Annotated in this window: 10 protein-coding genes; 6 read left to right on the forward strand and 4 right to left on the reverse strand. The window is 73.9% G+C overall.

From position 1 onward, the window contains the following. Positions 1 to 12: 12 nt before the first annotated feature. Genes WCD41_RS12125 through WCD41_RS12140 form a run of 4 tightly spaced genes read left to right on the forward strand, consistent with a single transcriptional unit; the run spans position 13 to position 3,849 of the window. Complete coding sequence (locus tag WCD41_RS12125; protein ID WP_337713684.1) at positions 13 to 999, forward strand: branched-chain amino acid ABC transporter permease; 987 nt, start codon at positions 13 to 15, stop codon at positions 997 to 999. Next, positions 996 to 2,165 carry a branched-chain amino acid ABC transporter permease gene (locus tag WCD41_RS12130; protein ID WP_337713685.1) on the forward strand — a complete coding sequence of 390 codons (1,170 nt, stop codon included), beginning with the start codon at positions 996 to 998 and terminating at the stop codon, positions 2,163 to 2,165. The genes WCD41_RS12125 and WCD41_RS12130 overlap by 4 nt, the downstream gene beginning before the upstream one ends. Continuing rightward, positions 2,162 to 3,133, forward strand: coding sequence for an ABC transporter ATP-binding protein (locus tag WCD41_RS12135; protein WP_373695118.1), 972 nt, complete (start codon positions 2,162 to 2,164; stop codon positions 3,131 to 3,133). The genes WCD41_RS12130 and WCD41_RS12135 overlap by 4 nt, the downstream gene beginning before the upstream one ends. Next, positions 3,130 to 3,849: an ABC transporter ATP-binding protein gene (locus WCD41_RS12140; protein WP_373695119.1), complete on the forward strand. Its 720-nt coding sequence runs from the start codon at positions 3,130 to 3,132 to the stop codon at positions 3,847 to 3,849. Before WCD41_RS12135 ends, WCD41_RS12140 begins: the two co-directional genes overlap by 4 nt. A gap of 309 nt (positions 3,850 to 4,158) precedes the next feature. Here WCD41_RS12140 and WCD41_RS12145 read toward each other — a convergent pair whose 3' ends face one another. Then, positions 4,159 to 4,602: a PaaI family thioesterase gene (locus WCD41_RS12145; protein ID WP_337713686.1), complete on the reverse strand. Its 444-nt coding sequence runs from the start codon at positions 4,600 to 4,602 to the stop codon at positions 4,159 to 4,161. A gap of 81 nt (positions 4,603 to 4,683) precedes the next feature. Here WCD41_RS12145 and polA point away from each other — a divergent pair, with 81 nt between their 5' ends. Then, complete coding sequence (gene polA, locus WCD41_RS12150; RefSeq protein WP_373695120.1) at positions 4,684 to 7,440, forward strand: DNA polymerase I; 2,757 nt, start codon at positions 4,684 to 4,686, stop codon at positions 7,438 to 7,440. A gap of 27 nt (positions 7,441 to 7,467) precedes the next feature. Here polA and WCD41_RS12155 read toward each other — a convergent pair whose 3' ends face one another. Both WCD41_RS12155 and WCD41_RS12160 read right to left on the reverse strand, forming a co-directional pair. Next, complete coding sequence (locus WCD41_RS12155; RefSeq protein WP_337713687.1) at positions 7,468 to 8,148, reverse strand: hypothetical protein; 681 nt, start codon at positions 8,146 to 8,148, stop codon at positions 7,468 to 7,470. Position 8,149: 1 nt separating this feature from the next. Further along, complete coding sequence (locus tag WCD41_RS12160; protein WP_337713688.1) at positions 8,150 to 8,560, reverse strand: ester cyclase; 411 nt, start codon at positions 8,558 to 8,560, stop codon at positions 8,150 to 8,152. Positions 8,561 to 8,702: 142 nt separating this feature from the next. Between WCD41_RS12160 and WCD41_RS12165 the strand changes: the two genes are divergently transcribed. After that, entirely contained in the window at positions 8,703 to 11,357 is a 2,655-nt protein-coding gene (locus WCD41_RS12165; RefSeq protein WP_337713689.1) for a helix-turn-helix transcriptional regulator, read from the forward strand. Here WCD41_RS12165 and WCD41_RS12170 read toward each other — a convergent pair whose 3' ends face one another. Further along, positions 11,358 to 12,647 (reverse strand): hypothetical protein, encoded by a 1,290-nt coding sequence (locus WCD41_RS12170; RefSeq protein ID WP_337713690.1) that lies wholly within the window; start codon positions 12,645 to 12,647, stop codon positions 11,358 to 11,360. Between the last annotated feature and the right edge of the window lie 79 nt (positions 12,648 to 12,726).

Raw genomic sequence — 12,726 nt, forward strand, 5'->3', positions numbered from 1 at the left:
CACGCGGCGCCGTTGGCCGCGAGCACCGAGCCCTGGATCAACTTCGACGTCGGTCTGCTGATCGACCGGTTCTGGGCCAACACGATCAACGGCCTGGCCTACGGCAGCATCTACGCGCTGGTCGCGCTGGGGTACACGCTGGTCTACGGCGTGCTCCAGCTGATCAACTTCGCGCACTCCGAGATCTTCATCCTCGGGGTGTTCGGCGTGTACCTGACGTTCCTCGCGTTCGGTTTCGAGCCCGGGGCGATCCCCAACCTGCCGCTCGGGTTCATCATCGTCGACCTGATCGTCGCCGGGCTGGTCGGCATGGCCGTGTCGGGGCTCGCCGCGATCCTGCTGGAACGCACGGCCTATCGACCTCTGCGGCGGCGCAACGCGCCGCGCCTCGCGTTCCTGATCACCGCCATCGGCGCGTCGTTCGTGCTGCAGCAGGTCATCCGGATCTGGCGGGGCTCCAACCCCGAGGGCACGATCCGGCTGCTGCCGCCGTCGCCGGTGTTCACGATCTTCGGCGCGCCGGTGACGAACCTGCAGATCATCATCTTCGTCGCCTCGCTCGCGATGTTCTTCGTCGCCGACACCTTCGTGAACCGCACCCGGCTGGGCCGCGGCATCCGGGCGGTGGCGCAGGACCCGAACACCGCGACGCTCATGGGGGTCAACCGGGAGCGGGTCATCACGATCACGTTCATGGTCGGCGGGGTGCTCGCCGGTGCGGCCGGGCTCTTCTACCTCATGACCATCCCGCAGGGCGCCGTCTACAACGGCGGCTTCCTGCTGGGCATCAAGGCGTTCACCGCCGCGGTGCTCGGCGGGATCGGCAACCTGCGCGGCGCGCTGCTCGGAGGCCTGATCCTGGGCGTGGCCGAGAACTACGGACAGAGCCTGTTCGGCGGCGACTGGCGTGACATCGTGGCGTTCGTGCTGCTGGTGGTCGTGCTGATGTTCCGCCCGACCGGCATCCTCGGCGAGTCGTTGGCGAGGTCGCGCGCATGAGGGAACGGATGTCGCAGATCTCGACGTTCTGGAACGCGCGCAGCCGGTTCCAGCAGTGGGGTCTGCTGATCCCGGTCGTGGTGTTCCTGCTGTGGCTGCCGGTGCTCAACCCGCCGATCATCACGACGGAGCCGGCCACCGACTTCCCGATCGCGCTGTTCAACGCCGCCGTGCTCGCGCTGATCGCGATCGGGCTCAACGTGGTGATCGGGCAGGCCGGCCTGCTCGACCTCGGGTACGTGGGCTTCTTCGCGATCGGCGCCTACACGACGGCGCTGCTCTCGAGCCCGGACTCGCTCCTCGGCGTCCGCTACCCGTGGCTGGTCATCGTTCCGATCGCCATGCTCGTCACGATGATCTCCGGGGTCATCCTGGGGACGCCGACGCTGCGGCTGCGCGGTGACTACCTCGCGATCGTCACGCTGGGCTTCGGCGAGATCGTCCGGCTGCTCGCCGACAACATCGACCCGCTGCGCGGCAACCGGGGCTTCCAGAACATCGCGCGCCCGGAGCTGGACTACCCCGACGGGTCGCCGGTGTTCACGCAGACCGACGTCCTCGGGTTCTACTGGCTGGCGGTCTGTCTGATCGTCATCGTGCTGATGCTGATGGGGAACCTGGAACGCTCCCGGGTCGGACGGGCGTGGATCGCGGTGCGCGAGGACGAGGACGCCGCCGAGCTCACGGGCGTCCCGACCTACCGTTTCAAGATCTGGGCGTTCGCCATCGGCGCCGCGGTCGGCGGGCTGTCCGGCTCGCTGTTCGCCGCGCAGGTCGGCTACGTCAACAACCAGCGCTTCGACGTCGCGACCTCGATCCTCTACCTCGCCGCGGTGGTGCTCGGGGGCGCCGGCAACAAGGTCGGCGTCATCGTCGGCGCGTTCCTGGTCTCCTACATCCCGGACCGCTTCCAGTTCGAGCCGCAGTACCGCTTCCTGGTGTTCGGTGTCGCCCTGATGGTCCTCATGGCCTTCCGGCCGCAGGGCCTGCTCGGGATGCGCCAGCACCTGCTGGCGTACGGGCGCGAGGCGTACCAGAAGCTCTTCGGGGCCCGGACCGGCGTCGCCCCCAGCGGGATGACGGCGTCGACGAGACCGGAGGGCGACCTGCCCGAGACCAGACCCGACGACCATGCGGGCACGTCACCCCGAGGGGGTGGCGAATGACCGCGGCGGGCGACCCGGAGCGGAGCGCGACCACCCAGATCGGGGGGCCGACCTCCGAGGGCCTGCTCGAGGACCTCGAGCACATGGACGCCACGGCTCGCGCCGAGCACGAGGCCGAGGTGTCGGGCGCGGTCGCGCCGGACCGCGAGATCGCCGTCGGGATGGGCGAGACGCTGCTGGCGGTGGACGGGCTGACCGTGCGGTTCGGGGGCCTGACCGCGCTCGACGACGTCTCCTTCGACGTGCGGCGCGGCGAGATCCTCGGCCTGATCGGGCCGAACGGCGCCGGGAAGACCACCTGCTTCAACATCATGACGGGGGTCTACCGGCCGTCCGAGGGCGACATCCGCCTCGAGGGCCACTCGCTCGCGGCGATGAAGCGCTACAAGATCATCCAGACCGGGATCGCGCGCACGTTCCAGAACATCCGGCTCTTCGGGGCGATGACGGCGCTCGAGAACGTGGTCGTCGGCACCGACGCGCGGCACCGCACGTCGATCCCGGGGGCGCTGCTGCGGCTGCCGCGCCACCGGCGCGAGGAGCGTGAGGGCGTCGAGAAGGCGATGGCTCTGCTCGAGTTCGTGGGCATCGCGCACCGGGCGGCGGACAAGGCCACTGCCCTGCCCTACGGCGACCAGCGACGCCTGGAGATCGCGCGCGCCCTGGCCACCGAGCCGAAGGTGCTCTGTCTCGACGAGCCCGCCGCCGGGTTCTCGGCGACGGAGAAGGACGCGCTCTCCGAGCTCATCCTCAAGATCCGCGACGACGGGTACACGGTCGTCATCGTCGAGCACGACATGCGCGTCGTCCTCGGGGTGACCGACCGGCTGGTCGTGCTCGACTTCGGGCGCAAGATCGCCGACGGCCTGCCCGACGACGTCCGCAGGGACCCGGCGGTGATCTCCGCCTACCTGGGTGGGGCCGCCGAGGACGAACCCGCCGCGACCACAGGGGAGGAGTCCTCGTGAGCCTGCTCGAGCTCGACGACGTCAACGTCGCCTACGGGCGCATCCAGGCGCTGCGGGGCATCACGCTGCGCGTCGAGGAGGGGCAGATCGTCGCCCTCATCGGCGCGAACGGCGCCGGCAAGACGACGACCATGAAGGCGATCTCGGGGATCCTCGGCCTGCAGTCCGGGGCGATGCGCTTCGACGGCGAGGACCTCACCAGGGTCCGGGCCGACCTGCGGGTGGTCCGGGGCATCTGCCAGGTGCCCGAGGGCCGCGGGATCTTCCCGGGCATGACGGTGGCCGAGAACATCGACATGGGCGCCTACGTGCGCAAGGACCGCCGTAGCCCGGAGTTCGCGGCCGACCTGGAGCGCGTCTACGAGCTGTTCCCACGCCTGTCCGAGCGCCGGGCGCAGACCGGGGGCACGCTCTCCGGCGGCGAGCAGCAGATGCTCGCGATCGGCCGGGCGCTCATGTCCCGCCCGCGGCTCCTCCTGCTCGACGAGCCCTCGATGGGCCTCGCGCCGCAGTTCATCGCCCAGATCTTCCGCGTGATCGAGGAGATCAACTCCCAGGGGACGACGGTGCTGCTCGTGGAGCAGAACGCCACCCAGGCCCTCGGGCTGGCGCACGAGGCCTACGTGCTCGAGACGGGCGAGGTCACCCGTTCCGGCACGGGCGCCGAGCTCCTCGCCGACCCGACGATCCAGGACGCGTACCTGGGCGTCAGCTAGCCGGGCCTCGGCTGGGCAGCGAACGCCCTATCGGCGTGCTCAACTGGACGTTCGCTGCTTCTATGCGCGCGAACTCCGCGTTGATCACTGGCGCGGGGTCGTCGGCCGGCGGCGACCGGCACGTTCCGCATGATCATCGGGCTCGTGGGCCTGCGGGACGTGCCGCTCGCGGCCCACGGTGATCAGGGGCGTCGCATCCACCTCGGAGTCGCGATCGAGGTGCGTGGCGCGCTCCTGATCTCCGGACGCCAGGCCGACGTGCCGTATCGAGCGAAGGTGCCCTTCGCTCAGAACGAGACCGCGCGCGCGTCAGCCCGTCGAGCCCGGCGGACGGCTGCGGAAGACGCAGGTGAGCTTGGCGGTGCAGACGCGGCGGTCCTCGTCGTCGGTGATCACGATCTCGAACGTGCCGATCGTGCGGCCCACCGACAGCGGGGTGCAGACCCCCGTGACCTTCCCGTCCAGCGCCGAGCGGTGGTGGGTGCAGTTGAGCTCGAGGCCGACCGGCAGGCGCTCGGGCCAGCCGTGGATCGCGGCGGCGGTGGACCCCAGGGTCTCGGCGAGGACGCCGTTGGCGCCGCCGTGCAGCAGGCCGAACGGCTGCCGGTTGCCGGTGACGGGCATGGTGCCGACCACGCGCTCCCGGGTCCACTCCGTGACCTCGATGCCCATCCGCGCGGCGAGCTGCTCGTCGGGGTACTGCACGTCGATCTCGGGCAGCGCGGCGGACTCGGGGGCCGGGGAGCTGGTCATCCCCGCAGGGTAGGGCGGTGCCGGTGCCGCGGCTCCCCGGGCGCCCGGGGTGTGTCGGGGGTCGCGCCTAGACTCCTCGACGTGGCTCCGACCAGCACTGCGGCACAGCCCTCGACCACCCCGGACGCCCCGGCGGGCGGGCGGGCACGCCTGCTGCTGCTCGACGGGCACTCGTTGGCCTACCGCGCGTTCTTCGCGCTGCCCACCGAGAACTTCAGCACCACGACGGGGCAGACGACGAACGCCGTCTACGGCTTCACGTCGATGCTCATCAACCTGTTGCGCGACGAGGAGCCGACCCACCTCGCGGTGGCCTTCGACGTCTCGCGCAAGACGTTCCGGGCGGAGACGTACGCGGCCTACAAGGCCAACCGCACCACGACGCCCGACGAGTTCCGGGGCCAGATCGACCTCATCAAGGACATCCTGGCCGCCCTCGCCATCCCGGTGATGGCGGTCGAGGGCTTCGAGGCCGACGACCTCATCGCCACGCTCACCACCCAGGCGGTGGCGCAGGGCATGACGGTGTCGATCTGTACGGGCGACCGCGACGCGTTCCAGCTCGTCTCCGACGACGTCACCGTGCTCTACCCGCGCAAGGGCGTGTCCGACCTCGTGCGCTACACGCCCGAGCAGGTCATGGAGCGCTACACGCTGACGCCGGAGCAGTACCCGGACTTCGCGGCCCTGCGCGGCGACCCGAGCGACAACCTGCCGAGCATCCCGGGGGTGGGGGAGAAGACGGCGCAGAAGTGGATCCGCGAGTTCGGGTCGCTCGACGCGCTGGTCGACCGTGTCGACGAGGTGCGGGGCAAGGCGGGCGACGCGCTGCGCGAGCACCTGTCGTCGGTCGTGCTCAACCGTCAGCTCACCGAGCTCGTCCGCGACGTCGACGGCATCGGCATGGGCCCGGACGACCTCGTGGTCCGGCAGTGGGACCGGGACGCGGTGCACCAGCTGTTCGACAACCTCGAGTTCCGCGTCCTGCGCGAGCGGCTGTTCTCCACGCTCACCGCGCCCGAGCCCGAGGCCGAGGAGGGCTTCGAGGTCCGCGGCTCCGCGCTCGAGACGGGCGCGGTGGCCGACTGGCTCGCCGACCACGCCCGCGACGGCAGCCGGGTCGGGCTCGCGTTCCGGGGGCAGTGGGCGCACGGCACGGGTGACCTCGAGGGCATCGCCCTGGCGGCCGCCGACGGCGAGTCGGCCTACCTCGACGTCCACGCGATGGACGCCGCCGACGAGAAGGCGCTCGCCGAGTGGCTCGCCGACGTCGCGGTCCCCAAGGCGGGCCACGAGATCAAGGGCCCGATCCACGCCGTCCGCGCGCGGGGCTGGACGCTCGACGGGGTCACCAGCGACACCGCGCTCGCCGCCTACCTCGCGCGCCCCGGCGAGCGCAGCTTCGACCTGGCCGACCTCGCGCTGCGCTACCTGCGCCGCGAGCTGCGGGTCGAGGAGAGCGGCGGCAGCGAGCAGCTCACCCTCGACGGCGGCGAGGAGGAGGCCGACACGGCGCTCGCGCAGGCCGAGATGCTGCGGGCCCGCGCGGTGATCGACCTCGCGGACAAGCTCGACGAGGATCTCGCCGAGCTGGGCGGCACGGCGCTGCTCACCGATCTCGAGCTGCCGCTGCTCGCGGTGCTCGCCGATCTCGAGGCGGCCGGCGTCGCGGTCGACGTCAGCGCGCTGCACGACCTCGAGTCGCAGTTCGGCGCGCGCGTGCAGCAGGCGGCGCAGTCGGCGTACGACGTCATCGGCAAGGAGATCAACCTCGGGTCGCCGAAGCAGCTGCAGGTCGTGCTGTTCGACGAGCTGGAGATGCCGAAGACCAAGCGCACCAAGACCGGGTACACCACCGACGCCGACGCGCTGCAGACGCTCAACGAGTCGAACCCGCACCCGTTCCTCGAGCACCTGCTCGAGCACCGCGACGCGACGCGGCTGCGGGTCACGGTGAAGGGCCTGCTGGACGCGCTCTCCGACGACGGGCGCATCCACACCACGTTCAACCAGACCATCGCGCGCACCGGGCGCCTGAGCTCCACCGAGCCCAACCTGCAGAACATCCCGGTGCGCACCGCCGAGGGCCGGCGCATCCGCGACACGTTCGTCGTCGGGTCCGACTCCGCCGACGGCGCGTTCTCCGAGCTCATGACCGTCGACTACTCGCAGATCGAGATGCGCATCATGGCGCACCTCTCGCGCGACGAGGCGCTCATCGAGGCGTTCCAGTCGGGCTACGACTTCCACTCGGCGACGGCCGCGCGGGTGTTCGGGGTCGCCGAGGACGAGGTCGACCCGGCGCAGCGGGCCAAGATCAAGGCGATGAACTACGGCCTCGCGTACGGCCTGTCGGCCTACGGGCTCTCCGCCCAGCTCCGGATCTCCACCGACGAGGCCAAGGAGCTGATGGAGGAGTACTTCGCGCGGTTCGGCGGCGTGCGCGACTACCTGCGCCAGGTGGTCATCCAGGCCGGCAAGGACGGCTACACCAGCTCGATCCTCGGGCGGCGCCGCTACCTGCCGGACCTCACCAGCGACAACCGCCAGCGGCGCGAGATGGCCGAGCGGATGGCGCTCAACGCCCCGATCCAGGGCAGCGCGGCCGACATCATCAAGGTCGCGATGCTCGGGGTGCACCAGGCGCTGCGCGACGAGGGGCTGCGCTCGCGGATCCTGCTGCAGGTGCACGACGAGCTCGTGCTCGAGGTCGCCGCGGAGGAGAAGGACGCTGTCACCGAGCTCGTGCGCCGCGAGATGGGGGCGGCGTTCGAGCTCGACGTGCCGCTCGAGGTCTCGGTCGGCTTCGGGACGTCCTGGGACCAGGCGGCGCACTAGCGAGGAGGGCGCCGCCCGGTCCCGGGCTCAGCTGCGTGCGACCACCTCCTGCGGGGCCGGGGCGTCGGGCTCTCCGGCTGGGCGCCGCGCGAGCACCACGCCCAGGCCGGTGAACCAGGCGAGCGTGAGCACCGCACCGAGATACAGGTTCATCGGGCCCCCGGGCGCGGCGAACCCCGTCCGGCCGAAGACGGTGATCGTCTCGACGACCTGCTCGACGAGGGCGACCACACCGAGCGCCGTGAGCCAGCGCGGCACGCCGAGGGCGCCGCGCCACCCCGCCACGACGATCGGCGCGAGCATGGTCACGGTGGAGCCCGTGAGGACCGGGCCCCAGAACGAGGCGACGTCCAGCAACGCCCGCGCGGTCGCCGGCGTCGTCGTGGCCTCGTGCGAGGACAGGGCGCCCCACAGCCAGGCCATCACGGCGGTCTCGGCCACGAAGGTGATGCCGCCGACGAGGAACACGTCGCGGTACGGGGCGGGGAGGCGCTGCCGCACGAGGCCGACGGTGGTGCCCGCCAGCGGCGCGAGCAACGTCAGGCACCAGACGTAGATCCGGACCTCGGTGGCGTGGCCGGCGAACCAGCCCGCGACCTCGTCGCCGACGGCGGTCGCGCCGGGCGGGGTGCCCAGCGCCGCCGCGGCGGCCACGTACAGCACGGCGGAGGCGACGGTCGTGCTCAGCAGCACGGTGGAGGAGCGCACGTCAGTGGTCCAGGAGCCCGAGCTGGCCGAGCATGTCGTAGGTGTCCCAGTAGAAGTGCGTGCTGGTGATCCGGTCCCCGTCGACGACGTGGACGCCGACGAGGGGCATCGACACCCGGCGCCCGGTCGCCGGGATCGGGGCGCCGTCGGGGCCGGCGAGCGGCCCGGTGTTCGTGCCGACGACCCGTGACTCCTCGACCAGGAGATCGCCCTGCGCGACGACGCGCTCGACGGTGATCCGGTTGTCCGGGTACGACGCCATGATCTCGTCGTAGAGCGCGAGCAGCGCCTCGTGGCCGGTGCCGATCGCCCCCGGCGCCACCACCTCCGCGTCGGGGCTGTAGCAGTCGCGGTACGCCGCGCGGTCGCGGTCGTTCCAGGCGCGCGTCGTCGCCTCCACCAGGTCGGTCATCGCCGATCTCCCTCCCTCGGTGGGCCCCGGTGGCCCGCCGGCGGCCACTGTCGGCGGTCCGGCCGCGGAGAACATCTGCCGAGCGGCAGACACGGGACCGGGACGGTGACGCGCGGGCGTCGCGGGAGCACACTTGCTGGTCATGACCGAGGGGGACCGGTCGTCGCGGGCCGGGACGCCGGTCGCCCCGTTCGTGGGGCGGGCGGAGGAACTGGCGTCGCTGCGGGGGCTGTCGGGCGCGGAGCGCCTCGTGACGGTGGTCGGGCCGGGCGGCGGGGGCAAGACCCGGCTGACGCTGGAGGCGCTCGCCGCCACGCCGGGTCTCGTCGGGGTCGTCGAGCTCGCGGCCGCGACGCCGCGCGACGACCTGTGGTCGGTGGTCCTGGACGCCTGCGACATCCGCGACGACCCTCTGGTCCCGCCCCCGGACCGGTTCGCCCGGCGCGTCGGGGACCTCGTCGGCGACCGCGCCGCGCTGCTCGTGCTCGACAACGCCGAGCACGTCCGCGCGGCGCTCGGCGAGGTCGTGGTGGGCCTGCTCGAGCGCTGTCCGCGCCTGGGTGTGGTGGTCACGAGCCGGGTCCTGCTCGGCGTGCCGGGAGAGGTCGCGCTGCCCGTCGAGGGTCTGCCGCCGGAGGACGCCGCGGCCCTCTTCCTCGATCGCGCACGGCGGGCGCGCCCCGATCTCGCCGCCTCCGCCGACACGTCCGATCGCGCGCGCCGGATCGCCGAGGCCCTCGACGGGCTGCCGCTGGCCCTCGAGCTGGCGGCCGCCCACGCCCGCGGGCTCTCGCTGCGGGCGATCGAGGCCGGGACCGCTGAGCGTCTCGCCCTGCTCGCCGGCCGTGGCCCGCGCGCGGCCCGTCACCGGTCGATGCAGGCGTGCCTCACGTGGAGCACCGCGCTCCTCGGCGACCGCGCCCGCGCGGGCCTCGCCGCGGTCTCGGTGATCGAGGGCCGCTGCTCGCTACCCGCCGCGCTCGCCGTCATCGGCCCGCCGGACCGCGCGGGCGACGCCGGCCCGGTCGGCGTCCTGGAGGAGCTCGTCGACCACTCCCTGGTCCGGTTCCTCCCCGCCGAGGACGCGTACCTCGTGCTCGAGACCGTCCGCGAGCACGCCCGGGAGGTCGCGCCGGAGGCACCGCGGGCGGCGCTCGCCCGCCTGACGCCCTGGGTGGCGGCGCTGGCCGCCGAGGCACGGCCCGCCCTGGAGCAGGGCGACCTGGACGTCCTGGCTCGCCTCGACGGCGACGCGGCGGCGATCCGCGCCGTGCTCGCGCACGGTGCGTCCGGCGTCGCGGCGGCGGTCGTCGCCGATCTCGCCTTCTGGTGGTCGTTGCGCGGCCGGTGCCGTGAGGGTGGTGCCTGGGCCGCGCGGCTCGGGGCGGCGCCGGACGGCGACGGGGAGCCGCCCGCGGGCCGGTTGCGGTGGGCGCACGCCTTCCACGCCGTCTACTCGGGGAACCTCGACGAGGGGCTCGCGGTCGCCGACGCCCTGGCCGACGACCCGGCCACCGAGGACGAGGTCCGCGCGCGGAGCATGATCCTTCTCGGGATCGCCGCGGCCTTCGACGACCCGGCCGGCGCCGCCCCGGTCCTCGCGGCCGCCGCGGACCTGGCGCAACGGGCCGGCGACCGGTGGGGGCGGGTGGAGGCGCTGCAGTGCCTGGCCTACACCCACCTGTGGCGGGCCGACCACGCGACCGCGCTGGCCTGCGCCGACGAGGCCGTGCCCGCGCTGGAGACCCTCGGGCACCCGCAGCTGCGGGCGTGGGACGCGGCGATCCGGGCGGAGGCGGCGAGCCAGCGCGGCGACCTCGTGACCGCCCGGGACCGCGGCCGCGACGCCCACGCCCTCGCCGTCGACGTCGGGGAGCCGGTGAGCGCGACGTGTGCGCTGCTCCCGCTCGCCCGGTCCCTGTGCCGTACGGGCGACGACGCCGAGGCGGGCCGGCTGCTCGCGCGCCACGCTGCCTTCCTCGACGAGCACCCGGGCCTGGGCACGGCCGAGACCCTCGCGCTCGGCGAGGCGGAGACGGCCCTCTGGTGCGGGGCGCCCGACCGCACCGTCGCGATCACCGCGTCGCTGGAGGCGTGCGCCGACGCCGGGATGACGCTCGTCGCGGTCGAGGCCGGGGCGCTCCGGGCCACCGCGCTGCTCGTCGCCGGGGAGGACGGGCCGGCGACGGAGGCCGCCGCGCTCGCCGCGACCCGCGCCCGGGAGCGCGGCGCCCGGGAGTTCGCGATCACGGCGGAGACGGTGGCGGCGGCGGTCCGCCTGCGGCGCGGGGAGGACGTCGCCGCCGAGGCCCACGACCTCCTCGCCGAGGCGCACGCCGCGGGTCTCGCCCCGCTGGTCGTCGACGCGCTCGAGCTGGTCGCCGCCGTGGCGCTCGCGACGGGGCGCACCGAGGTCGCGGTGCGGCTGCGGGCGGCGACCGACGCCGTGGCCCGGGGTCGGGTGTCACCACTGACCCACGTCCTGCGCGCCACGGCGCCCCTCGAGGGTGACGGGTCGCGTGCCGGGGGTGCCGCGCTCGAGCTGGACGCCGCGGTCGCCTACGCACGGCGCACCCGCGGACCGCGGGGCCGCCCGCGCAGCGGCTGGGAGAGCCTGACGCCCACCGAGCGCGACGTCGTCGCCCTCGCGGCGCGCGGCCTGCGCAACCAGGACATCGCCGACCAGATGCTCATCGGCACCGGCACGGTCCGCACCCACCTGCGGCGCATCTTCACCAAGCTCGACCTCGCCTCGCGGACCGAGCTCGCGGCCGCGGCGGCCCGGCGCGGGATCTGATCAGGCCGGCGCGTAGGGCCCGTCGGGGGACCGGGGCGCGAGGTCGACGAGACGGTGACGCCCGCGCGGCGCCGCCACGGGCACAGGGACCCCGCCGGGCGGGGTGGCGGGCGCCGACGGGTCGAGGGCCCGGACCAGGTCGGTGAACCGGGCGACCTCGCGGTGACGTCCGTCGTGGCCGGCGAGCACGGTGTCGTCGTAGCGGCGCCGCGGATCGCCGTCCAGCTGCTCGCGCACCGCCTCCCGGACGGGCGTGGTGCAGGGCCGGACGCGCGGGGGCTCGGCCAGCCGTGCGGCCGGGCGGTGCGCGTAGACGGCGCGGCCGTAGGGGCCGGCGATCGTGAGCAGGAACCGGTTGCGGTCGAGGTAGCCGGTGGCGTGCCCGGCGTCGTCGACCAGCAGCACGCCGGCGCAGTCCGGGTCCTCGGTCAGGGCGTCGCGGACCTGCTCGCCGGTGGCCTCCGCCGGGAGCACGGTCGCCGGGGTGGCGACGTCGGCAAGCACCGGCTCGCCCGCCGGAGCAGCGGGGACGGGCTGCGGCTCGGTCCCGGACCGTTCCGGGGCGGTCGCCGCCAGGCGGGGGCCGAGGCCGGGTGCGAGCGTCACCGCCGCGGGGATCGCCGTGTCCTGGTCGGCGGCGAGGATCGGGCCCGTCGCGCTGGTCACGCCGTGCCGGCGCAGCTCCCGGAGCACGGCCTCGTCGCGGACCCCGTCGGCGGCCAACCGGGCGAGGCCGGCGCGGCCGAGGGTGTGCGCGACCTCGAGGGCCGCCAGGGCGGCGGGGTCGCGGCCGGTGCAGCGCCCCACGCACCGGTCGTCGAGCAGGAGATGGTCGGGCCGCAGGCGCACGATCTCGTCGATCCCGAAGCCCCCGACGGGGAGCGCGAGGCCGAACCCGTCGTGCCGGATCCGCGCGATCCCGCGCTCGAGGGCGTCGAGCGTCGCGGACCGGGCGCGGGGCCGCAGGACCAGCGTCGCCCCGGCACAGCGGCCGGCGCCGTGCAGCATGGCCGGCCACACCGCGCGCAGGCGCTGCGGTGCGTGGGCGACCGTGTCGGCGTCGACGTGCAGCTCGATCGGGACCGACGCGGTCCCGGCGGAGCGGGCGCACGCGAGGACCTCCGCGACGTCGCGGTCGAGGGCGTCGTGGGCGTCCTGGTCGAGACGGTCGAGCCGGGCCGCGGCGACCGGGGTCCCGACGAAGGCGACGACGCGCCCGGTCTCGAGGTCGATCCTCGGGGCGTACCGGTGCCGGGATGTCGAGATCAGCGTCGACCGGGACATGCGCACCGCACACCTCCTTTCGGCCCAGCAGGCCTCCCTGAACGTGCGGCCGCGCGTGCCACGGCGTCACCGTATTGGGTGTGAA

Source organism: Actinomycetospora aeridis (assembly GCF_037400275.1).
GTDB lineage: Bacteria > Actinomycetota > Actinomycetes > Mycobacteriales > Pseudonocardiaceae > Actinomycetospora > Actinomycetospora aeridis.